This is a genomic window from Streptomyces sp. NBC_01390 (genome assembly GCF_045040105.1).
In the GTDB taxonomy this organism is placed as follows: Bacteria; Actinomycetota; Actinomycetes; order Streptomycetales; family Streptomycetaceae; genus Streptomyces.
Genome location: NZ_CP109551.1, coordinates 7,613,893 through 7,635,383, shown reverse-complemented (window position 1 = coordinate 7,635,383; position 21,491 = coordinate 7,613,893). Strand labels below are relative to the sequence as shown.

Here is a 21,491-nt window from a genome sequence, read left to right as displayed (position 1 = left end):
TGATCTACCTCGTGATCGCAATATGGTCACCGTCGCACGGAGGCGGGGAGGCTTCCTGGTGGGTGGGGCGTTCGGGGGTACGGCGGGCTCGGGCCCCCCATGGCGGAGCCACAGCAGCCCCACTCACCTCACTCGCCCCGTCCGCCTCCGTCCTCCACGTGACCTGCACAACTTCGACGGTCGCCGACAGCTCCCGTCGATTAGACATATGTCGATTGGGTACGCCCATTGAGACGGCAGCAGCGCGCTTACATCCATTCGGGTAACGCCGATTCGAGGTAGGGCGAGTCGACCTATACGATGGAAGTTTCGGCACGACAAGTGCCTAAACGCCGCTGTCAAATCCAGAGGGAGCATCATGCCCACGGCCGTGGACCCGAGTCTCAATCGCCGCAAGCTGCGACTGGCGCTGAAGTCAGCCCGCGACAAACGCGGTCTGACGCAGCGCGAGGCGGCCGACGCGCTCGAGTGGTCGCTGTCCAAGCTCATCCGCATCGAGGCCGGCACGGTCAGCCTGTCCGTCACGGATCTACGGGCGATGCTCCTCGAATACGGCGTGGACGACACGTCGGTCGTCTCGGAACTGGAAGAGGCGGCCCGGGGCAGCAAGGGCCAGTCATGGTGGTCCGAGTACAACGACGCGATCAGCCAGCCGTTCTCCCAGTACCTGGGCTACGAGAGCGCGGCGACCACGATCCGCGGGTACCACCCGGGGCTCATTCCCAGCCACCTCCAGACGGCCGACTACATCGCAGCCATCTTCGAGCCCGGCCCGACCAACCCGAAGACCAGCCAGCTCATCGACCTGCGCCTGGCTCGGCAGGAGAGGGTCTTCCAGGAGGGCGGCCCCCGGGTCGAGATGATCCTGGACGAGGCCGCCCTGCGCCGTCAGACCGGCGGCCCCGCGACCATGCGCCGCCAGCTGGCGTTCCTCAAACAACTCGTCACCGAGGAGCGGGCCGTCCTGCGGGCGCTGCCCTTCACGGCCGGCGCGCACGACAGCGTGGACAGCAGCTTCTTCCTGCTGGGATTCCGCGACGACGAGGACGTCCTGTATGTCGCCGGCCCCCGAGGCATGCTCACCAACCGGGACGACCGTGAACTGATCGCCCGTTACCAGGAGTGCTTCGAGGATCTGCAGAACAAGTCGCTCAACAAGGAGGACACGATGGCGCTCTTCGACGACCTGATCGAGAACTTCCACCGCTCCTGACACACAGTCAGTGCGCGCTCGACCCCGGGGGACGTGATGAAAAGCGACGACGAGTGCAAGGGTCCGGAGCTGGATCCCGGCCGCTCTCGCCGCCCCGGGCCCAGTTACAACTTCTTCCTGGAGACAGGAGCCACCGCCGCCGAGCCTCCGGCCCGTCCGGCCCGTCCGTCCCGTCCCCGGCGCGGACGGGCCGATGCCGACGGTACGGTCAGACTCCTGCGCAACCTCGCGGCCCTGCTCGTGTTCTCCTCCGCGCCCAGTGCCCTGGTGGCCATCGCCGGTGTCGGGCTGGGCGTATCGCCCTGGTTCTGCCTGACTGTCGCCTTCGGCGGCGGACCGCTCACGATCTGGGCGTTCGTCATGACCTTCGAGACGATACGTTCCTCGATGCCGGACGGTACAGAAGATCCACCGTCCAATGGCGAGCCGTAGCCGGTGAGCGCACCCACCACCAGCCCGCCGCCGCGGACACCGCGACGAGCACCGCCAGCCACATCACGAGCCGCACCCACGGCCTTCCGCCGAGCAGTGAGACCCCCGCGCCGGCAGCCGTCGCGAGTACACCGGCCACCACGCAGTACCCGGCCAGCCCGGGATACCTGGTCACCGCCTGCTTCCGGCGTTCGCCGCTCATCTCACATCCCGAGTGAATGCGTCAGTCACACGTTCGACGTCTGGCTCCGCCCAGAAGGCACCGGGGCGAGGAACAACGCTATCCCCGCGTGCCAGGCATCCGCTGTGAAAGTCACCAGCGCGCCGCCCGGTCGTTTGGAATCCCGGACCCAGACCGCCCCAGGCGATCCGGCGATCTCACAGCACTGATCATCCTGACCGCTGTAACTACTCTTCCGCCAGACGACGGCACCCCGGTCCCCGGCCAACACCGCCCCCTCCAACTCTCGCCCCGCTCCGAGAAACGCCGAACGCGCCTACGGTTCTTACCCGTTGTGGCCGCGGTTCAACAGAGGGTCGTGCCTCTGGCGCGTTCTGGGGGTCGGGCCGCGCCTCACCCGCCCCTCACCCGTCCAGTTCCTCCAGCGTGGCGTTAGAGGGCTGACGCCTCTCCCGCACCTCCCGTGCCACATCCTCCGCCGCCCCCAGCACCCGCACCGCGTTGCCCCAGGTCAGCTTGGCAAGATCACCCTTCGACCAGCCCCGGTCCAGCAGCTCCGCGATCAGGTTCGGATAACCGGAGACGTCGTTCAGCCCGTCCGGGGTGAACGCCGTGCCGTCGTAGTCGCCGCCGATGCCCAGGTGGTCGATTCCGGCCACCTCGCGCATGTGGTCCAGGTGGTCGGCGACCGTCGAGACCGTGGCGACCGGGCGCGGGTTGGTCTCCTCGAACGACCGGTGGACCTTCATCGCCTCGGGGGTCGTGGCGAGATGGTGGAAGCCGTGGGCGCGCATGTTGTCGTCCGCGGCGGCCGTCCAGTCAACGGCGGCCTGGAGCACGAACTTCGGTACGAACGTGACCATCGCCATCCCGCCGTTGACGGGCAGGCGTTCCAGCACGTCGTCGGGGATGTTGCGCGGGTGGTCGCACACCGCGCGCGAGGAGGAGTGGGAGAAGATCACCGGCGCGACCGAGGTGTCCAGGGCGTGATGCATGGTCGTCGCCGCCACGTGCGAGAGGTCGACCAGCATGCCGAGGCGGTTCATCTCGCGGACCACCTCGCGGCCGAACTCCGACAGCCCGCCGACGCCCGGCTCGTCCGTCGCCGAGTCCGCCCACGCCACGTTGTCGTTGTGGGTCAGCGTCATGTAGCGCACGCCCAGCTCGTACAACCCCCGCAGCGTGCCGAGGGAGTTGGCGATCGAGTGACCGCCCTCCGCGCCCATCAACGAGGCGATACGGCCCTCTCGCCGGCCCGCCTCCATGTCGGCGGCCGTGAGGGCGGGCCGCAGCTCGCTCCCGTACCGCGCGATCAACTGACGTACGCAGTCGATCTGTTCAAGTGTCGCCGGCACCGCGTCCGGCAGGTCCGAGCGGACGTACACCGACCAGTACTGCGCGCCGACCCCGCCCTCGCGCAGGCGCGGGATGTCGGTGTGCAGGTGGGCGTTCTGGGCGGTGGCGATGTCGCGGGCGTCGAGGTCGTAGCGGACCTGCTCGCGCAGCGCCCACGGGAGGTCGTTGTGGCCGTCGACGACCGGGAACTCGCGCAGGAGTTCCCGGGCTTCCTCCAGGGAGGTCACGGACGTCACTTCCCGAAGCCGAAGCCGCCGCCGTTGCCCGAGCCGCTCTCGACCTTGGCGCGCAGCCGTTTGCCCTTCTCGGTGGCCTGGTCGTTCAGTTCCTGCTGGAACTCCCGCATCCGGCCGAGGAGTTCCTCGTCGTGCGAGGCGAGGATGCGAGCCGCGAGCAGGCCCGCGTTGCGCGCGCCGCCCACCGAGACCGTCGCGACGGGCACGCCCGCCGGCATCTGCACGATCGACAGCAACGAGTCCATGCCGTCGAGGTACTTGAGGGGTACGGGGACGCCGATCACCGGGAGCGGGGTCACCGACGCCAGCATGCCGGGCAGGTGGGCCGCGCCGCCCGCGCCCGCGATGATCGCCTTCAGTCCGCGCTCGGCGGCCTGCTCGCCGTACGCGATCATCTCGTGCGGCATGCGGTGCGCGGAGACGACGTCGACCTCGTACGCGATCTCGAACTCGTCGAGGGCCTGGGCGGCTGCCTCCATGACGGGCCAGTCGGAGTCCGAACCCATGACGATGCCCACGACGGGGCTTGCGACGGAACTCATTCGGTGATCGTGCCTCTCAGGTAGCCGGCTGCGTGACGGGCGCGCTCCAGCACGTCGTCCAGGTCGTCGCCGTAGGTGTTGACGTGGCCGACCTTGCGGCCGGGCTTCACGTCCTTGCCGTACATGTGGATCTTCAGCTGCGGGTCGCGGGCCATGCAGTGCAGGTACGCGGAGTACATGTCGGGGTAGTCGCCGCCCAGGACGTTCGCCATGACCGTCCATCTGGCGCGCGGGCGCGGGTCGCCGAGCGGGAGGTCGAGGACCGCGCGGACGTGGTTGGCGAACTGCGACGTGATCGCGCCGTCCATCGTCCAGTGGCCCGAGTTGTGCGGGCGCATCGCCAGTTCGTTGACGAGGATGCGACCGTCGCGGGTCTCGAACAGTTCGACGGCGAGATGGCCGACGACGCCGAGTTCCTTGGCGATGCGCAGGGCCAGTTCCGTGGCCTGGAGGGCCAGCTCCTCGTCTATGCCGGGCGCCGGGGCGATGACCGTGTCGCACACCCCGTCGACCTGCTGCGATTCGACGACCGGGTACGCGACGGCCTGGCCGTGCGGGGAGCGGACGACGTTTGCCGCCAGTTCCCGTACGAAGTCGACCTTCTCCTCGGCCAGGACCGGTACGCCGGCCCGGAAGGGGTCGGCGGCGTCGGCCGCCGAGCGGACGACCCACACGCCCTTGCCGTCGTACCCGCCGCGGACCGTCTTGAGGACGACCGGGAAGCCGTCACCCTCGGCCGCGAAGGCCACCACGTCCTCAACATCGCGGACGATGCGATGGCGCGGGCACGGCACCCCGATCTCGTCGAGCTTCGCCCGCATCACACCCTTGTCCTGGGCGTGCACGAGCGCGTCGGGGCCGGGGCGGACGGGGATGCCGTCCGCCTCCAGGGCCCGAAGATGCTCGGTCGGGACGTGTTCGTGATCGAAAGTGATCACATCGCACCCCTGTGCGAACGCGCGCAGCGTCTCCAGGTCGCGGTAGTCGCCGATGACGACATCACCGACCACCTGCGCCGCGGAATCCTGCGGGGTGTCACTGAGGACCTTGAACCTGATGCCGAGCGGGATGCCCGCCTCGTGTGTCATACGAGCGAGCTGCCCCCCGCCGACCATGCCGACTACCGGGAACGTCACCCGCCAAGAGTATCGGCCCGGCCATCCCGGCCTGAATGGCACGCATTACACGCTTGTGACTCGATGCGCACAGGCAACCCTCAGAGGGGGTGGTTAGCATGGCTGGGTTGACGAAATCCCACACTGCGATCCCACAGACGGGGGCAGACAGACCATGGAACGTGGTTCCGAAGGTGGTTCCGACGGGCTTCATACCCCGCCCCGGAGCGCCGTACGCCGACGATTCGACCAGTTCGCGGCCGAGGTGGCGAAGTTCGGGGCGGTGGGCACGGCGGGGCTTCTCGTCAACCTGCTCGTGTTCAATCTGGTGCGCACCACGACCGATCTCCCGGTGGTCCGGGCCAGTGTGACCGCCACGGTCGTCGCGATCTGCTCGAACTACGTCGGCTTCCGCTACTTCACGTACCGGGACCGCGACAAGAGCGGCCGTACGAAGGAACTGACACTGTTCCTGCTGTTCAGCGCGGTCGGACTGGTCATCGAGAACGGCGTGCTCTACGCGGCGACGTACGGCTTCGGCCTGGACAGCCCGCTGCAGAGCAACGTCTTCAAGTTCGTCGGGATCGGTGTCGCGACCCTGTTCCGGTTCTGGTCGTACCGTACGTGGGTGTTCCGTACGCTTCCGGCGCGCGAGGCGGTCGCCAGCGCCGAATCGTTCCTCGAAGAGGCGCCCCTCGCGGAGGGACGGAAGATTCCCGAGGGCCGGACACAGCGCCAGCGAGTCGGCTGACAGCCCCCGGGCCTGCTCACCGCCCTACCGGACCGTCCGCTCCTCCTCGTCCCCCTGCGGCTTCTTCAGCGGCGTCCGGGACAGGAAGAGGCCGAAGACCGGCGGCTGGGCCTGGAGCATCTCCAGGCGGCCTGCGTCGGCCTCCGCGAGGTCTCGGGCGACGGCGAGGCCGATGCCGGTGGAGTTGCGGCCGCTGATCGCCCGCTCGAAGATCCGGGCGCCGAGGTCGGCCGGGACGCCGGGCCCCTCGTCCGTGACCTCGATCACGGCCTGGTTGCCGATGACACGGGTGCGCAGCGCGACCGTGCCGCCGCCGTGCATGAGGGAGTTCTCGATCAGCGCGGCCAGCACCTGCGCGACCGCCCCCGGTGTGCCCACGGCCTGCAGATGCCGCTTGCCGGAGCTGACTATGGCGCGGCCCTCGCTGCGGTAGGCGGGGCGCCACTCGGCGAGCTGCTGCTGGATGACCTCGTCGAGGTCGAAGGAGACCGCGGAGCCGGTGCGCGGGTCGCGGGCGTTGGTGAGGAGCCGCTGGACGACGTCCGTGAGGCGTTCGACCTGCGTGAGCGCGATCGTGGCCTCCTCCTTCACCGTGTCCGGGTCGTCGGTGAGGGTGATCTCCTCAAGGCGCATGGAGAGGGCCGTGAGGGGCGTACGCAGCTGGTGCGAGGCGTCCGCCGCCAGCCGGCGTTCGGCGGTGAGCATCCGGGCGATACGTTCCGCCGAGCTGTCCAGCACATCCGCGACCCGGTCGAGCTCCGGGACGCCGTACCGCTTGTGCCGGGGGCGCGGGTCGCCCGAGCCGAGGCGTTCGGCGGTCTCGGCGAGGTCGGTGAGCGGCGAGGCGAGCCGGTTGGCCTGCCGTACGGCGAGCAGGACGGCGGCGATGACGGCGAGCAGGGCGACGGCGCCGATGATCAGCAGGGTGCGGCCGACCTCACGGGTCACGGAGGAGCGGGGTTCCTCGACCCGGACGGTCTCGCCCTCCTCGCCGTCCTCCTCGGCGGAGATGACGTCACCTACGGGCTGCTCCCCGACCTCGATGGGCGCGCGGCCAGGGATGTGCACCACGGCGTACCGGTCGCCGGTGACGAGGCCGCCCAGCACCTTGGGGTTGATCTGCTCGTCACCGAGGATGCGGCTGTCGACAATGCTGGCCAGCCGCACGGCCTCGGAGTCCACCCGTTCCTGGGCGCTGGAGCTGATGGTCCGCGTCTCGACGATGACGAGGGACACCCCGAACACGGCGATCACGACGAGCACCACAGCGAGAGTGGACTGAATAAGACGACGACGCACAGTGCTCTCCGGACGATGGCATGAAGACGACCAGGCCCCCTGGAGGCAGCCCCGTCGGGGGCGCCTCCAGGGGCGCGGGGAACTGCGCGAGAAGCCCCACCGGCCGGCAGCCGCACACAGCGCCCGAACCCCCAGGACGTTACGCGCGTAGTTCGGCTAACTCTTCTCGAACCGGAAACCGACACCACGGACAGTCGCGATGTACCGAGGGTTCGCCGCGTCATCCCCCAGCTTCTTCCGCAGCCACGAGATGTGCATGTCGAGCGTCTTGGTCGACGACCACCACGTCGTGTCCCACACCTCGCGCATCAGCTGGTCGCGGGTCACGACCCGCCCCGCGTCGCGCACGAGCACCCGCAGCAGGTCGAACTCCTTCGCGGTGAGCTGGAGTTCCTCGTCGCCCATCCACGCGCGGTGCGACTCGACGTCGATACGCACCCCGTGGGTGGCGGGCGGCTGCTGCGGCTCGGACGCGCCGCGCCGCAGCAGGGCCCGGACACGGGCGAGCAGTTCGGCGAGCCGGAAGGGCTTGGTGACGTAGTCGTCGGCGCCCGCGTCGAGGCCGACGACGGTGTCCACCTCGTCGGCGCGCGCGGTCAGGATGAGGATCGGGACGGTCAGCCCCTCGGCGCGAAGCCGTCGGGCCACTTCGAGGCCGTCCATGCCGGGCAGTCCCAGGTCGAGCACGACCAGGTCGATACCACCCTGGATGCCGGCGTCGAGCGCGGTCGGTCCGTCCTCGCGCACCTCGACCTCGTAACCTTCCCGGCGCAGTGCGCGGGCCAGCGGCTCCGAGATGGACGCGTCGTCCTCAGCGAGCAGTACACGGGTCATGACCTGATGGTAGACCGCCCTGGACGCGGCCCGGGGTGTGACCAGGCGTTCTTGCTTCTTACCTTCGGACACCGGGACGAGGGCACTTAGGACGGCGCGACCCGCACTCACCGCCCACCACCGGCCGAACCTGCGCCTCTACGATGAGAACCTGTCTCTTACCTTGGAACAGGCGACCGGCATCCACCCGCCACCTGTGATTCACATCTCAAGTCCTTCTATTTACGACTGTGGAGCATTACAAGGGAAAAGGTGCCCTTCACGGCACTCATGAGTCTTGGGGTATTTCCGCCGAAGGTCTTCTTTGCGCCTGGGCGCGCAGGTATTCGATCTGCCCCGAGGTGGGGCGGCAGCGCTTCGCCGTCCGTGGTGACTGTGTGTCGCTGAAGGACGTAGGGGAAATAGGCCCGCCGAACGTGGGCATACGGCCCTGTCCACGCGGATTCCGCCCTGTTGACGCGGCATGCTCGTCCTACCTGCCTGAACACGCACCGTAATCCGGCGACTGCGTGCGTCACACAGCCCTGGCGCCGGAGCCTCCACCCGAGGAGTGACCCGCATGACGACGACCTCCCTCCCCCGTCTCCCCCGCCGCCCCCGCACCACCACCCACCGCACCGCACCCGCCCCCTCCTGGACCCCGTCCGGCGCCTGGGCGGCGCCGACCCCCGAGGTCCTGCGCTCGCTGGAGGCCGCCCTCGCACGGTGGTCGGTGTGAGCACGGCCGCCACGTCCCCAACACCTGCCCAGACACCGCCCTGTGACGTGTGCGAGGCACTGACCGCACAGCGGGACGCGGCTCGGGAGGCCGGACGTACGAGCGAAGTCGACGACTGCGAGCGGGAGTTGCGGGAACACGACGGCCACGGACGGCGTACTTCGTCTCCGTGAACCGCGCGGGAGAACGCCGGACCCCGCCCCGCCGCACACTCCGGAGCGGGGTCCCGACTCGGCCGGTCAGCGCAGGCGCCGCCGCCCCGGCATGAACGTGAACACCGCCACGCCCGCCAGGATCACCGTGCCGGACACCAGGCCCAGCGCCTTCAGGGCCCCGTTGTTCTCGGCGCCCGTGTTGGCGAGGCCGCCGCTGGTCGACGTACCGCCGGAGCCGGACGTCGTGCCGCCCGACGTCGAGGAACCGCCCGACGCCCCGCTCGCCTGTTCCTCCGTGTCCAGCGTCAGGGAGACCATGGACTCGGTCGGGGTGCAGGTGGTCGTCGTACCGAGGGCGCTCACCGTCAACACTCCTGGTGACAGGGTCGATTGACCGGTCGCGCCCGGCTTGTACGTGCCTGTCATGTCGGAGATCGTCATCGGATCACCGGTCTTGATCGGCTCGGTGTTGGCCGGACCCACGACATGGACCTTGCCCGTGTCGGAGCCACCCAGGACGACGTCCATGGACGGGTTCACCGAGTTCGCCGGCAGGTCGGCCGGGCTGTTCATCACGGAGCCCTTGAACTGCACCGTGATGTCGTAACTCCCGCCGTTCTTCTTGGCGTTGATCTGAATGGGGGACGTCACGTCCTTGTCGCCGATGGGCGTCACGCACTTGTACGGGACCTCGACGAGCTTGCCGGTGAAGTCCGTCTGGCCGTCGTCCGTCGGGGTGGGGGTCGGGGACGGGGACGTGGAATCCGTCTCGGTCGGTGTCGGAGTCGGTGTCGGGGTGGGGGTCGTTGTCGGGGTCGGAGAGGTGGACGTCGACGGTGAACCGCCGCCTCCCGCCGTCACCTTGATCGTCGCCGACGACTGCACCGGCTCGGTCGGCGCGCACTTCGTGTCCGTCCCGAACGCGTTGATCGTGTACGCGTCCGGCGTCAGCGTCACGTCTCCCGCCGTCGTCAGTTTCACCTTGCCCTTCATGGCGGACAGGACCATCGCCCCGCCCTTGGGGATCGCCGGGTTCTCGCGCGGGCCCACCATCGCGATGTCGGCCGTCTGTGCCCCCGCCGCCTTCAACACCCCGCTCGGCTGGACCGAGTTGGCCGGGAGGTCGATCAGGTCCGGGTTCTTGGACGCGGCCTGCGTGAACTGCCAGACCACGTCGACCTCGTCGCCCACCTTCGCCGTCGCGGGCGCGGTGATCTGCACCTTGGTCGTGCCGTTGACGGGCTCCAGACCGGAGGCCGCCGGCGGCACGCACTTGGTCGCGTACGACACCTCGGCGGCCTGGGCGGGCCCCGCCGCGGCCATGCCCAGCAGAACACCTCCCGCTCCGCCGAGCAGCAACAGGGCCCCTGCCGCACTCACGCTCCGTCTCCGTTGCGTTCTCACGTGTTCCCCTTCGTCTTCGTCGTGTTGGTCGTCGCAGTGCCCGCGCCCGTGTCGATGCCCTCGCCGATACCCACGTCCGCTCCCGCCCCCGTTACCGCGCCCGGGTCGGCCTCGGGGGTGAACCACGGCAGGGTCGAGGAAGCGGTCACCGGCTCGGGTTGCCCCTGGCCCTTCCTCGCACCCAACCGCGGCATCCGGAGGGTCAGTTCGGGTCTCCGCAGCGCCGTGCCGCGACGCGCCGACGCCCGCCCGCCCCCTCCGCCCGCGCCCGCCGCTCCGCGTGGCCGTACCCGGTCCACCACGGCCATCCCGACGCGGAACAGCGCCGCCGGTACGACGACACCCGCCAGGACCCAGAACAGGGTCACGCCCCACGGCCGGCCCACGCCCCAGGGCTGCTCCGCGAGCACCTTCCCGCCGTACTTCAGCGAGACCGTGTAGTCGCCGTGCGCCCCGCTCGCCAGGGTCACCGGCAGTTCGACGCGTGCTTTCCCGCCCGGCGGGATCGTGCCGCGCCACTGCTGCTCGTCCCACTGCGGGGCGAACACCCCGTGGGAGGTGCCGATGTGGAAGACCGGGTCCTTGACCGCCCCCGTGCCGAGGTTGCCGACGGTGACCGCCAGCGTCCGCGAGGGAGGCGCCCCGAACCAGGTCAGCAGCCCGCTCGAACCGTCGAGTCGCGGGTCGGTGAGGACCGAGAGACGGCCCGTGCCGACCTCGGCGGGCAAGGGTTCGACGGGGTGCCCCGCCACCTGGAACGCCGCGTCGCCCGACGCCGGAGACGAGCCCGTCACCGTCACCACATGCACCACGCACGGGCACGGCACCGGCGGTTCGACCACCGGCAGGACCTTGCTGAAGCCGCCGTTCGCGTCCGTGGTGACGGCCCGCCCGTCCGCGTTGGCGCAGGAGTTGGTGCCGCCGATGACCCCCCGGCCCGGCTCGGACCGGCCGCAGATCAGCATCATCAGCAGCGTCTTCGGCTGCCAGCCCGTCCCTGTCACGACGACGGAACCGCCGGTTCCCGCCTGGGCCTCGGAGACCTTGACGGTCGGCCCGTCGGCCGCCGACGCCGTGGTCGCGGTGGTCGCTGGTACCGAGAGCAGAGCGATCGCCAGTGCCGCGACCAGTGCAGGAATCCGCCGCATCACGTCATCGCCCCCGTCAGTCCGTCCGTCCTGGCCACCAACTCCTGCTGCGCGCGCGGCTGTTTCCCCCGCCTACGGCGCCCGAGCCGTCGTACGACCACGAGGGCCCCGCCCGCCGTCAGCGCCCCCGCGACCCCCGCCACCGCGCCCCACGGCACGAACCGCACCGACGTGCTCGCCTCGTCGCGTACCGTCCCGTCCGCCGCGGTGACCGTCAGCCGGACATCGACGGCGTCGAACCCGGGGCGCCCCGGCCAGGGTTCGGTGAGAGCGAGACGCCGACCCGGCGGCAGCCGTACGGGAAGCGTGCGCGGGGCCCGGTCGAGGAGCGGGCCGAGGACGCCGTCCGCGCGGACGGCGAGGGTCGGGGTCAGGGCGATGGTGCCGCGGTTGACCAGCTCGTACGCGATGCGGTCGCCGCGTACCGCCACGTGTTCGACGGTCAGCGCGGCCAACCGGGGTCCCCCGACCCTGAGTCGGACCCGTACCGTCGCGGTCCGGCCCGACGCCCGGGCGGTGATCGTCGCGGTGCGGTCACCGGGAGGCGTGCCCTCGGGGACGCGCACCGTGAAGGGCACGTCGGCACGCGTCCGGGCGGGGACCTCCACCTCGGGGGCGGCGAGGGTGATCCAACTGCTGCCGGTGAGCCGTACGGCGAGGGTTCGCTTCGTCGGGTTGCGGACGGAGAGGGTGTCCTGGAGAACCATCTTCGGGGTGCCCTCGGCGTAGAAGTACGGCCGGCCGGTGCCCAGGGGCGTGACGGACCAGCCCTCGGCGGCGACGGCCGGTGTCCCCGTGGACAGCAGCGCGAGGAGGCCGAGCAGCCCGAGAAGGCGGTGGCGGCTGGGGACAGGGCTGGGGCTGAGGACACGCATCGGCGGCTCCCGGAGGTCGTACGGGTCTCGTACGGTCCTCAGCGGCGGGCCGTCGGCTGCCGTCGTACCGTCCCCGTCTGGTTCCTGCGGGTCAGCCACAGCGTGCCCGCCGCGCCGGCGAGCAGCACGGTGCCGCCGAGCGTGCCCAGCGCCACGAAGGAGTCCTCGGGGCCGGTCTGCGGGAGTCCGCCGCCGCCCGTACCGCCGGTGGCGGCGCTGCCGCCCGTGCTGCTCGTGCCGCCCGTGTCGCCGCCGGAGGCCCCCGTGATGTCGAGCGTCAGGGACGGCTTGGGGTTGTTGGTGGGCGTGCACGTGGTGGTCGTACCGGCGGCCTTGATCGTCAGGACGCCGGCCGTGAAGGTGACCTTGCCGTTCTTCGACGGCGTGTACGTGCCGCTCAGGTCATTGATCTTGATGGGGGTGTTGGCGGGGAGTGCCGCCTCGTTCGCGGGCCCGCTGACGTTCAGCGTGCCGCTGTCCGCGCCGCCGAGTTTGATCGTGGCGCTCGGGCTCATCGCGCCCTTGCCCAGCTCGACCGGGCTGGACGAGACGCCCTTCTGCCAGGACATCGTCACCTTGTAGGCGGCGCCGCTCTGCACGGCCTTGATGTCGATGGACGAGAGGGCGCTCTTCACGCCGATCGGCGTGTCACAGCGGTAGTTGACGTCCACGACCTCGGCCCGGGCGGCGGGAGCGGCCAGCAGCACCGCCGATCCGGCCAGGGCCGCGGCGGACGCGAGCGCGGCGCCGTGTTTCGGGTGCGTTCGGCGGCATGTCCGGTGGTACGACATCGTCGTCCCCCATTCCTGGCGGTCCTGGCGGCGTTTCTGACGGCACATCAGATCGCGGATCGGCCGTCAAGGTACGCCGGGGGACCAACAGTTGGAAGACACAGCACACACCGGATCGGCGGTAATTCGGCCTGATTCCAGTGGTGCGCACTGATCCCAGTGGTGCGTCTCGCGCCGGAACGGCGGGAACTACGCCGGAGCGCCCAGCTCCGCCCAGACCCGCTTGCCCGCGACGCCGGGGATCCGTACGACTCCCCAGTCCAGGCACAGGCGCTGCACGATGAACATCCCGTGACCGCCGGGGCGCCCGGCACGGTGCGGGGTGCGCGGGGCGGGCTGACCCGTGCCCCGGTCCGAGACCTCGACTCGGATCACCTTGTTGTCGCAGCTGATCCACATCTCGTCCGGGCCCTCGGCGTGCAGACAGGCGTTGGTGACGAGTTCGGAGACGACCAGCAGTACGTCCTCGGCGGCGGCCCGCCGGTCGGCGGTCGCGGCGGGCAGCCAGCCCCACGCGTACAGCGCCTGCCGGGCGAAGTCGCGGGCGAGCGGAACGACACCGCTCGCACCCTCGAAACTCAGGTTGCGGGTCTGACGACCCCCGGAGGCGCCACCGCGCTCGGAGGGCTCGGAGGACTCCGAGGAGCCCGGCGAGTCGGGCCGGGTGGTGCTCATCAGCGCTTCACCTCACCGATTCACCAGTTGCGCGTACACGGTCGTCATTCAACACAGTTCCTTTACGCACGCCCTTGTGTGCATATTCAGGATGTCTCCTGCCCGGCGGAACCGACAGAACACCCCCCAAAAAGAGCGCGCTCGGAACCGGCCCGGCCGAGCAGGAGGACTCGGCCGGAAAGGTTAGGAGGATTCGACGGGCTCGGGCGACCCGGGCGACTCGGGCGGCTCCTCGGCAAGGGCGTCGGCGAGCGTCTCGTGGACGGTGAAAACGGCGTCCGCGCCCGTGATCTCAAACACCCTCGCGACCACCGGCTGCATTCCGGCGAGGTGTACCCCGCCACCCGCGGCCTCCGCCTTCAGGCGGGCGCCGAGCAGCACGTTGAGGCCTGTGGAGTCGCAGAACTCCAGCCGCGTGCAGTCGATGACCAGCCGTGCCACGCCCTTCGCGAGGCAGTCCTCAAGTGGTTCACGCAACAGATCGGCGGTGTGGTGATCGAGCTCACCCGTCGGCGTCACTACGGCGCTGGGGCCGTCCTGCCGAACCTCCACCAGAAGCCGGCCAGACTGTGCGCTGCCGACCGTCTCGCGGTCCATGCCGTCCCTCTCTCCCGAGACCTCTGCTGCTTACCGTGCTGCTTACCGGCGCATGCTCGCGCCCAACTGACGTCCACGAACACTACGCCTTCCTCACACTCTCCGACACCTGAACTAAAGCCCAAATGCGGACATATAGGAAGGGAACGCACTTGCGGCGGGCTCGGGAAACCGGGTAGGCCTAGTACTGAGCCAGTTCCCCCAGCGAGCCGGCCCGAGACACGCACCCGACACGGCCGGCATTGGAGGCGCCGCACACCGCACCGCACGCCCCGGCTTCGGCAGCCTTATGCCGAGAACCATGGAGGACACCATGTCACCCCGGCTCGACGCATCGCATACCCACTGGGCGACGTCGACACCCCCTCCGGAAAACACGGACTCCCAGCATCTGGACCATTACATCCCAGGCCCGCGCGTTCCGGAGGCCCTGGACGGGCTTCCCGAGATCCCGCCGTTCGACGAGGTGGGGGCGGTCGACGCCCGGGCCCTGTCCAAGACCCTCTTCGCGCGACTGGAGTCCCTCGAAGAAGGCACGCACGACCACGCCTACGTCCGTAACACGCTCGTCGAGCTCAACCTCGCGCTGGTCAAGTTCGCCGCCGCCCGCTTCCGTTCGCGCAGCGAACCGATGGAGGACATCATCCAGGTCGGCACCATCGGCCTGATCAAGGCGATCGACCGCTTCGAACTGAGCCGCGGCGTCGAGTTCCCGACGTTCGCCCTGCCCACCATCGTGGGCGAGATCAAGCGCTTCTTCCGCGACACGTCGTGGTCCGTCCGTGTTCCGCGGAGGCTCCAGGAGCTCCGGCTGGACCTGGCACGGGCCGGCGACGAACTGGCCCAGCAGCTCGACCGCGCCCCCACCGTGGGCGAGCTGGCCGAACGCCTCGACCTCTCCAAGGACGAGGTCGTGGAAGGCATGGCGGCCTCGAACGCCTACACCGCCAGCTCTCTTGACGCGCAGCCCGAGGAGGACGACTCCGAGGGCGCGCTCGCGGACCGCATCGGCTACGAGGACCACGGCATCGAGGGCATCGAGTACGTCGAGTCCCTGAAGCCGCTGATCGCCGAACTCCCGCCCAGGGACCGGCAGATCCTCTCGCTGCGGTTCGTCGCCAACATGACCCAGTCGGAGATCGGCGAGGAACTCGGCATCTCCCAGATGCATGTGTCGCGGCTGCTGTCACGGACGTTGCAGCGACTGCGGAAGGGCCTGACCGTCGAGGAGTGACGGTCGGGGTTCGTCGTCGGGACGTCGAGAACCGGCGTCCGTTCGGGAGGGGTTTCCGGTTACTCACGGAAACCCCTCCTCTCTTTTCCCAAAGGCCCCCTGCGTCACCGAGTGCGCCCTCAGACTGTCCGGTACGTCAGCACGGGGCCGGAGTCGGGGGTGCGAGGAGGCGGACGGATGTCCCAGGACACCGACGACAGCGGGGGGTACGAGGTGTACGTCGGCGCGTCCGACGCACAGCTCACGGAGTGGCTGCGCACCAACTCCCCCACCGCGTACCCGGCGTTGCAGGAACTCCGTGGCCGGCACCGGGCGTCCGTCCTCGCCTTCGCCCGCCTGTGCGCGGTGAGCGACTCCACGGCACGGCAGTTGGCGGACCAGGCGTTCACGGCGGCGGCCCGGGACACGGCGCGCGGTACCGAGCCGAGCGTCCCGTGGCGCCACCAACTCCTGCTGCTGACCGCCGATCTGGCGGCCGCCTGGGCCATGGACGAGCGTGCGGCGGGCCTCGACGCGAGCCTGCTCCTCGTCCTGAGCACCGGCGGCGGCAGCTGGCCGCCGCCGCCCATGCTGGGCCCGTTCCAGTCGCTGCCGTCCCGCACGCAGGGCCTCATCTGGTACGGCATCGTGGAGCGCGAGTCCGAGGACCGGACCGCCGCGCTTCTCGGCCTGACGCCCGAAGACGTGACGTACGAGACGCAGGCGGCGCTCCAGACCCTGGCCCAGGCCTGTCTGCGGTCCCGGCTGGCCGCCTCCGACGACCCGCGCTGCCAGGACTTCCGCCGGCTGATCGAGGAGTCGGTCCGCCCCGTCAACCCACGCCACAGCACGGACCTGAACTCCCACATGGTCATCTGCCCGCACTGCTCGGGGGCCTACGAGGAACTCTCCGCCCTGCGGGACCACCCGCGCACGGCGCTGGGAGAGGGCCTGCTGCCGTGGTGCGGTCCGGCGTACGCGAGGGACGCGCCGACGGTCACCCGCGCCAACACCCCTCCCCCTGAGCCCAGTTGGCCCTGGTCGCCGGCCCGGCGGTCCCGTCGGCGGTTCGTGCTGGCGTCAGCGGTGCTGGGTGTGACGCTGGTCCCGCTGCTGATCGTGCTGCTCTCGTCGGGCGACAGCTCGCCGAACCAGCGGGGAGTGTCGGAAACGCCCCCGCTCACCTCGGTACCGAGCGGCCTCGGCGCGGCGACCCCCTCGGCGTCGGCTTCCACCGGGTCCCCTTCCCCGCCGCCGACCTCACGACCGCGGACCACTCCGACAGCGACCGCCAAGCCGACGCCCACGCCGGATCCCTCCCCCAGTCCCACGCGCACGTCCGTGTTCCGGGCGCCCGGAGCCTCGTACGCCCAGGTGGTGAACCTTGCCTCGGGGCGCTGCCTGGACATCCGGGACGGTGAGCTGAAGAAGGGCACGGACGTCGTCACGGCGCCCTGTTCCGCCTCGTCCAGGACCCAACGCTGGCGTGTGGACGCCGACTTGGGGCTGGTGCGCTCGGCCGCCGACACCGAGCTGTGCCTGGACAGCCGGGGTGACGTGAACAAGGGCGTCGGCATCTGGGAGTGTGCGTCGGTGGACAGTGACAACGGCGACAACCTGCGCTTCACCGTGGACGACGACGGTGTGATCCGTCCGGCGATCGCCATCGCGACGGCGCTCACGCCGGACGCCGACGGCGGTCTGTCCCTCGAACCGCTGACGGGTGGGTCGGAGCAGCGCTGGCGCGCGGGCGCCAGCTGAAAAGTCCGTACTCGCCAAGCTCCCTCGCGGGCCCGGCGTTTGACTCGGCTGACCGTCCGGTTCGTTCAGAGCACGGGTACGCCCCGCCGCCACACCCCGCTGACCAGCGGAACTCCCGGCCGGTAGGCCAGGTGTACATGGCTCGGGGCGTCCAGGATCGTCAGGTCGGCGTACGCCCCGGGCGTGAGGCGGCCGATGTCGGTGCGGCGCAGCGCCCGTGCGCCCCCCGCCGTGGCCGACCAGACCGCCTCGTCCGGGGTCATGCCCATGTCCCGTACAGCCAGCGCGACGCAGAAGGGCACGGAGGAGGTGAAGGACGACCCCGGGTTGCAGTCCGTGGAGAGCGCGACCGTGACGCCCGCGTCGAGGAGCCGGCGGGCGTCCGGCCACTGGGCCCGGGTGGAGAACTCGGCGCCGGGCAGCAGGGTCGCGACCGTGTCGCCGTTCGCGAGGGCGTCCACATCGGCGTCGGTGAGGTGGGTGCAGTGGTCGGCGCTGGCGGCGTCGAGTTCGACGGCCAGCTGCACGCCGGGGCCGTACGAGAGCTGGTTGGCGTGGATGCGCGGGTGCAGCCCCTTCGCCTTCCCGGCGGTGAGGATCGCGCGCGCCTGGTCGCCGTCGAAGGCGCCCTTCTCGCAGAAGACGTCGACCCAACGGGCGTACGGGGCACAGGCGTCGAGCATCTCGCCGGTGACCAGGGCGACATAGGCGGCCGGGTCGTCGGCGTAGTCCGGGGACACGATGTGGGCGCCGAGGTAGGTGACCTCGTCGGTGTGGGCGGCGGCGATGCGCAGGGCGCGGGCCTCGTCCGCCACCGTCAGGCCGTACCCGGACTTGGTCTCGAAGGTCGTCGTGCCCTGGTGGAGTGCCTCGCGGAGGTAACGGGTGAGGTTGGCCTCCAGTTCCGCGTCGGTGGCGGCGCGGGTGGCGGCGACGGTCGTGCGGATACCGCCTGCCGTGTAGCTGCGCCCCGACATGCGGGCGTTGAACTCCTGGGTCCGGTCGCCCGCGAAGACGAGGTGGGAGTGGGAGTCGACGAAGCCCGGGAGGACGGCCCGGCCACCGGCGTCGACCCGATTGTCAGTGGTGGGTGCTTTGCTGGATTCACCGGTCCAGACGACGCGGTCGCCCTCTATGACGACGGCCGCGTCCAGGACCAGCCCAAGAGGAGAACTGTCGCCGAGAGAGGGGTCGTTGGTGACCAGGCTGCCGATGTTCGTGATGACAGTCGTCGTGCCGGTGGTGGTGTCGGTCGTGCTGCCGATAGCGCTGTTCGTCCGGTTCGGACTGCCCGGACTGCTCGGTGTGCTGGTGCTGTTCATGGCGTCCTCGTGGGTGGCGGGCCGGGCGGTGGGACGGACCGGTATGCGTGCGGGAGGCGTGCGTACGGGGTTCAGCCGCGCAGGGCTTCGACAGCGGCCGCAAGGGCCTGCGGCACCTCGGGTACGAGGGTGTGCGCCCCGTCGCGGACGACGTGCCGGCCGCCCACGACCGTATGACGCACATCCGCTGCCGACGCTGCGAATACCGCGGTCTCCGCTCCCAGTCGAGGCACCGGCCCCGCAGTTCTGACCGAGTCGAGCGCGATCGTCGTGAAGTCGGCGAGCGTACCCGCCTCAAGGGTGCCCGCGTCGTCCCAGCCGAGGGCCGCGTGCCCGTCGGCGGAGGCTGCCCGGAGCAGGGCCGCCGCTGTCCAGTGGCCGCGGGTGCGGGTGCGCAGGCGCTCGTTGAGTTCCATGGCGCGTGCCTCTTCGAGCAGGTCGATGACGGCGTGGCTGTCGGAGCCGAGGGAGAGCGGTGAGCCCGCGCGTTGGAGGGCGACGGCGGGGCCGATGCCGTCGGCGAGGTCGCGTTCGGTGGTGGGGCACATGCACGTACCGGTGCCGCTGCCGCCGAGGAGCGCGATGTCCTCGTCGGTGAGGTGGGTGTTGTGGACGCCGGTGGTGCGGGGGCCGAGGACCCCGTGGTCGGCGAGCAGACGGGTGGGGGTGCAGCCGTGGGCGGCGAGGCAGGCGTCGTTCTCCGCCGTCTGCTCGGACAGATGCACATGGAGCGGCGCCCGCCGCTCCTCGGCCCAGCGTGCCACGGTCGCCAACTGGCCTGCGGGCACGGCCCGTACGGAGTGGATGGCGGCACCGATCCGCGCGTGATCCCGGTCCTTGAGAACTGAACAGCGTTCCGCCCAGGCGTCGGCCGTGCCGTCGGAGAAACGGAGCTGGTGACGGTTCGGGGGCTGTCCGTTCTTCTTGTCGTGGATCCGGGAGGACAGGTAGGCGGTGTCGAGGAGGGTGATGCGGATCCCAGCGTCGGAGGCCGCCGCGAGAAGGGCCTCGCCCATCGCGTTCGGGTCGGCGTACGGGGTGCCGCCGGGGGCGTGGTGGACGTAGTGGAACTCGCCGACGGCGGTGATGCCGGCGAGGGCCATCTCGGCGTACACGGCACGGGCGAGGGCGTGGTAGCTCTCGGGGGTCAGCCGGTCGGCGAAGGAGTACATGATCTCGCGCCAGGTCCAGAAGGTGCCGGAGCCGACCTGGACTGTGCCGCGCAGGGCGCGGTGGAAGGCGTGGCTGTGGGCGTTGGCGAGCCCGGGGAGAGTGAGCCCGCGGAGGATCTCGGCGCCGGGCGGCGGGGCGTCGACTCCGGTGCGGACGGCGGCGATCCGGCCGTCCTTCACGTCCAGGCCGACGCCCGGCTCGACGTTGGTGTCGAGCCAGGCGTGCTCCAGCCAGTAGGTGCGCTGCGGATGAGGGTGCGTCACGTGCAGGCCAGCCCTTCCAGTACGTCGGCGAGTGCGGTCACCCCGGCCACGCAGTCGTCCTCGGCGGCGTACTCCGCCGGGGAGTGCGAGACGCCTGTGGGGTTGCGCACGAACAGCATGGCGGTCGGGATGCTCCCGGAGAGAATCCCGGCGTCGTGTCCGGCACCGGTGCCCAGGACGGGGACGGTGAGTGCGGCGTCCTTCTCGTCCCGGCCCAGCAGTCGGGCGAGTTCGTCGCGCAGGGCATGGTCGAACTCGACGACGGGGGTGAACGACTCCCGGACGACGTCGAGATCGACGCCGTGCGCCTCGGCGTACTCGCGGGCCGCCTTCTCTACACCGGAGACGACGGTGTCGAGGGCGTGCTGGTCGGCGGCGCGGGAGTCGAGCCAGCCGCGTACCAGGGAGGGGATGGCGTTGACCCCGTTGGGCTCGACGGCGATCTTCCCGAAGGTGGCGACGGCCCCGGCGAGCTGTGCCTCGCGCCGGGCGGCGAGGACGGTCTCGGCGTACGACAGCATGGGGTCGCGCCGGTCGACGAGGCGTGTCGTACCTGCGTGGTTGGCCTCGCCGCGGAAGTCGAACCGCCACCGGCCGTGCGGCCAGATGGCACTGGCGATGCCGACGCGGTCGCCGCTCAGGTCGAGAGCCCGCCCCTGCTCGACGTGCAGCTCGACGAAGGCGCCGATACGGGCGAGCCGCTCGGGGTCCGGCCCGATGGCGTCCGGGTCGTACCCGGCGGCCTCCATGGCGCGCGGCAGGGTGACACCGTCCCCGTCGGTCAGCAGCCGGGCCTGCTCGACGGTGACGGCACCGGCGGTGAGCCGCGACCCGACACAGGCGAGCCCGAACCGGGCACCTTCCTCGTCCCCGAAGTTGACGATGGCCAGCGGCTTGGTGAACCGCACACCCCGGCCCCGCAGCGCGTCGAGAGCTGCGAAGGAGGAGACGACACCGAGGGGACCGTCGAAGGCCCCGCCATCGGGCACGGAGTCGAGATGCGACCCGGTGACAACGGCGTCCCCGGCGTCGGGATCCCCGAGCCAGGCCCACTGGTTCCCGTTCCGGTCGACCTCGTAGGTCAGCCCCCGAGCCTCGGCCTGCTCCTTGAACCAGGCCCGGCATTCGAGATCAACCCCGGTCCAGGCGAACCGGCGATAGCCGCGAGAGTCGGGATGCCGCCCGATGGGCGCGAGGTCCCGCCACATCTCGTGAAAGGAGGCACCGGAAGACCCGCCCGGCCGCAGCCTGCCCGGCCGCGAACCATCAGCCTGTGAGCCGCCGGGCTGTGAGCCGCCAGCCCGTGGACCGCCGGGCTGTGGGCCGCCAGCCTGTGAGCCGCCAGGCTGAGGGCCGCCAACCTGAGGGCCGCCCGGCTGTGAGCCATCAGCCTGAGGGCCGCCAGGCTGTGAGCAGTCGTTCCGTGGGGCGATGGGG

At 70.5% G+C, this 21,491-nt stretch carries 21 protein-coding genes; 6 read left to right on the top strand and 15 right to left on the bottom strand.

Annotated elements, in window-relative coordinates:
• The first annotated feature begins 358 nt into the window (after window positions 1-358).
• Together OG241_RS34505 and OG241_RS34500 are read left to right on the top strand one after the other, a co-directional pair.
• A complete protein-coding gene (locus tag OG241_RS34505) occupies window positions 359-1,213 on the top strand; it encodes a helix-turn-helix domain-containing protein (RefSeq protein ID WP_405820958.1) in 855 nt (284 codons plus the stop codon).
• Window positions 1,214-1,249: 36 nt separating this feature from the next.
• The gene (locus OG241_RS34500) at window positions 1,250-1,645 is read left to right on the top strand and encodes a hypothetical protein (RefSeq protein ID WP_405820956.1); all 396 of its coding nucleotides are present in this window, start codon (window positions 1,250-1,252) and stop codon (window positions 1,643-1,645) included.
• Window positions 1,646-1,872: 227 nt separating this feature from the next.
• Here OG241_RS34500 and OG241_RS34495 read toward each other — a convergent pair whose 3' ends face one another.
• The 4 genes from OG241_RS34495 to OG241_RS34480 form a co-directional block, all read right to left on the bottom strand.
• Window positions 1,873-2,097: a DUF397 domain-containing protein gene (locus OG241_RS34495; protein ID WP_405820954.1), complete on the bottom strand. Its 225-nt coding sequence runs from the start codon at window positions 2,095-2,097 to the stop codon at window positions 1,873-1,875.
• Between the two features lie 133 nt (window positions 2,098-2,230).
• Window positions 2,231-3,409: a dipeptidase gene (locus OG241_RS34490; protein WP_405826577.1), complete on the bottom strand. Its 1,179-nt coding sequence runs from the start codon at window positions 3,407-3,409 to the stop codon at window positions 2,231-2,233.
• A gap of 5 nt (window positions 3,410-3,414) precedes the next feature.
• Window positions 3,415-3,960 carry a 5-(carboxyamino)imidazole ribonucleotide mutase gene (gene purE, locus OG241_RS34485; RefSeq protein ID WP_405820952.1) on the bottom strand — a complete coding sequence of 182 codons (546 nt, stop codon included), beginning with the start codon at window positions 3,958-3,960 and terminating at the stop codon, window positions 3,415-3,417.
• Window positions 3,957-5,096 carry a 5-(carboxyamino)imidazole ribonucleotide synthase gene (locus tag OG241_RS34480; protein WP_405820950.1) on the bottom strand — a complete coding sequence of 380 codons (1,140 nt, stop codon included), beginning with the start codon at window positions 5,094-5,096 and terminating at the stop codon, window positions 3,957-3,959. Before OG241_RS34480 ends, purE begins: the two co-directional genes overlap by 4 nt.
• A gap of 154 nt (window positions 5,097-5,250) precedes the next feature.
• On the opposite strand from OG241_RS34480, the gene OG241_RS34475 reads away from it, so the two are divergent.
• A complete protein-coding gene (locus OG241_RS34475) occupies window positions 5,251-5,826 on the top strand; it encodes a GtrA family protein (RefSeq protein WP_405820949.1) in 576 nt (191 codons plus the stop codon).
• Window positions 5,827-5,850: 24 nt separating this feature from the next.
• On the opposite strand, the gene OG241_RS34470 is transcribed toward OG241_RS34475, so the two are convergent.
• Window positions 5,851-7,125, bottom strand: a complete 1,275-nt coding sequence (locus tag OG241_RS34470; RefSeq protein WP_405820947.1) for an ATP-binding protein — start codon at window positions 7,123-7,125, stop codon at window positions 5,851-5,853.
• A 156-nt stretch (window positions 7,126-7,281) separates the two neighbouring features.
• Window positions 7,282-7,959, bottom strand: a complete 678-nt coding sequence (locus OG241_RS34465) for a response regulator transcription factor (RefSeq protein ID WP_006383781.1) — start codon at window positions 7,957-7,959, stop codon at window positions 7,282-7,284.
• 559 nt (window positions 7,960-8,518) lie between these two features.
• Here OG241_RS34465 and OG241_RS34460 point away from each other — a divergent pair.
• Complete coding sequence (locus OG241_RS34460) at window positions 8,519-8,677, top strand: hypothetical protein (protein WP_405820944.1); 159 nt, start codon at window positions 8,519-8,521, stop codon at window positions 8,675-8,677.
• Window positions 8,678-8,916: 239 nt separating this feature from the next.
• Here the strand turns inward: OG241_RS34460 and OG241_RS34455 are convergent, their stop codons facing one another.
• The 6 genes from OG241_RS34455 to OG241_RS34430 form a co-directional block, all read right to left on the bottom strand.
• Window positions 8,917-10,155 (bottom strand): hypothetical protein, encoded by a 1,239-nt coding sequence (locus tag OG241_RS34455; protein WP_405826575.1) that lies wholly within the window; start codon window positions 10,153-10,155, stop codon window positions 8,917-8,919.
• 77 nt (window positions 10,156-10,232) lie between these two features.
• The gene (locus tag OG241_RS34450; RefSeq protein ID WP_405820942.1) at window positions 10,233-11,384 is read right to left on the bottom strand and encodes a hypothetical protein; all 1,152 of its coding nucleotides are present in this window, start codon (window positions 11,382-11,384) and stop codon (window positions 10,233-10,235) included.
• The gene (locus tag OG241_RS34445; RefSeq protein ID WP_405820941.1) at window positions 11,384-12,259 is read right to left on the bottom strand and encodes a hypothetical protein; all 876 of its coding nucleotides are present in this window, start codon (window positions 12,257-12,259) and stop codon (window positions 11,384-11,386) included. Before OG241_RS34445 ends, OG241_RS34450 begins: the two co-directional genes overlap by 1 nt.
• A gap of 38 nt (window positions 12,260-12,297) precedes the next feature.
• Window positions 12,298-13,050 (bottom strand): LPXTG cell wall anchor domain-containing protein, encoded by a 753-nt coding sequence (locus OG241_RS34440; protein WP_405826573.1) that lies wholly within the window; start codon window positions 13,048-13,050, stop codon window positions 12,298-12,300.
• A gap of 189 nt (window positions 13,051-13,239) precedes the next feature.
• Window positions 13,240-13,725, bottom strand: a complete 486-nt coding sequence (locus OG241_RS34435) for an ATP-binding protein (protein ID WP_405820939.1) — start codon at window positions 13,723-13,725, stop codon at window positions 13,240-13,242.
• A 183-nt stretch (window positions 13,726-13,908) separates the two neighbouring features.
• A complete protein-coding gene (locus OG241_RS34430; RefSeq protein WP_405820937.1) occupies window positions 13,909-14,322 on the bottom strand; it encodes an STAS domain-containing protein in 414 nt (137 codons plus the stop codon).
• Between the two features lie 301 nt (window positions 14,323-14,623).
• Between OG241_RS34430 and OG241_RS34425 the strand changes: the two genes are divergently transcribed.
• Both OG241_RS34425 and OG241_RS34420 read left to right on the top strand, forming a co-directional pair.
• Window positions 14,624-15,556, top strand: a complete 933-nt coding sequence (locus OG241_RS34425; protein ID WP_405820935.1) for an RNA polymerase sigma factor SigF — start codon at window positions 14,624-14,626, stop codon at window positions 15,554-15,556.
• Window positions 15,557-15,733: 177 nt separating this feature from the next.
• Window positions 15,734-17,296: a ricin-type beta-trefoil lectin domain protein gene (locus OG241_RS34420; protein ID WP_405820933.1), complete on the top strand. Its 1,563-nt coding sequence runs from the start codon at window positions 15,734-15,736 to the stop codon at window positions 17,294-17,296.
• A gap of 65 nt (window positions 17,297-17,361) precedes the next feature.
• Here OG241_RS34420 and hutI read toward each other — a convergent pair whose 3' ends face one another.
• From hutI to OG241_RS34405, 3 genes are all read right to left on the bottom strand, one after another.
• Window positions 17,362-18,618 carry an imidazolonepropionase gene (hutI, locus tag OG241_RS34415; RefSeq protein WP_405820931.1) on the bottom strand — a complete coding sequence of 419 codons (1,257 nt, stop codon included), beginning with the start codon at window positions 18,616-18,618 and terminating at the stop codon, window positions 17,362-17,364.
• Between the two features lie 71 nt (window positions 18,619-18,689).
• On the bottom strand, window positions 18,690-20,054 hold the full coding sequence (locus OG241_RS34410) for a formimidoylglutamate deiminase (protein ID WP_405820930.1): 1,365 nt from the start codon (window positions 20,052-20,054) through the stop codon (window positions 18,690-18,692).
• Complete coding sequence (locus tag OG241_RS34405; RefSeq protein WP_405820928.1) at window positions 20,051-21,262, bottom strand: allantoate amidohydrolase; 1,212 nt, start codon at window positions 21,260-21,262, stop codon at window positions 20,051-20,053. The genes OG241_RS34410 and OG241_RS34405 overlap by 4 nt, the downstream gene beginning before the upstream one ends.
• Between the last annotated feature and the right edge of the window lie 229 nt (window positions 21,263-21,491).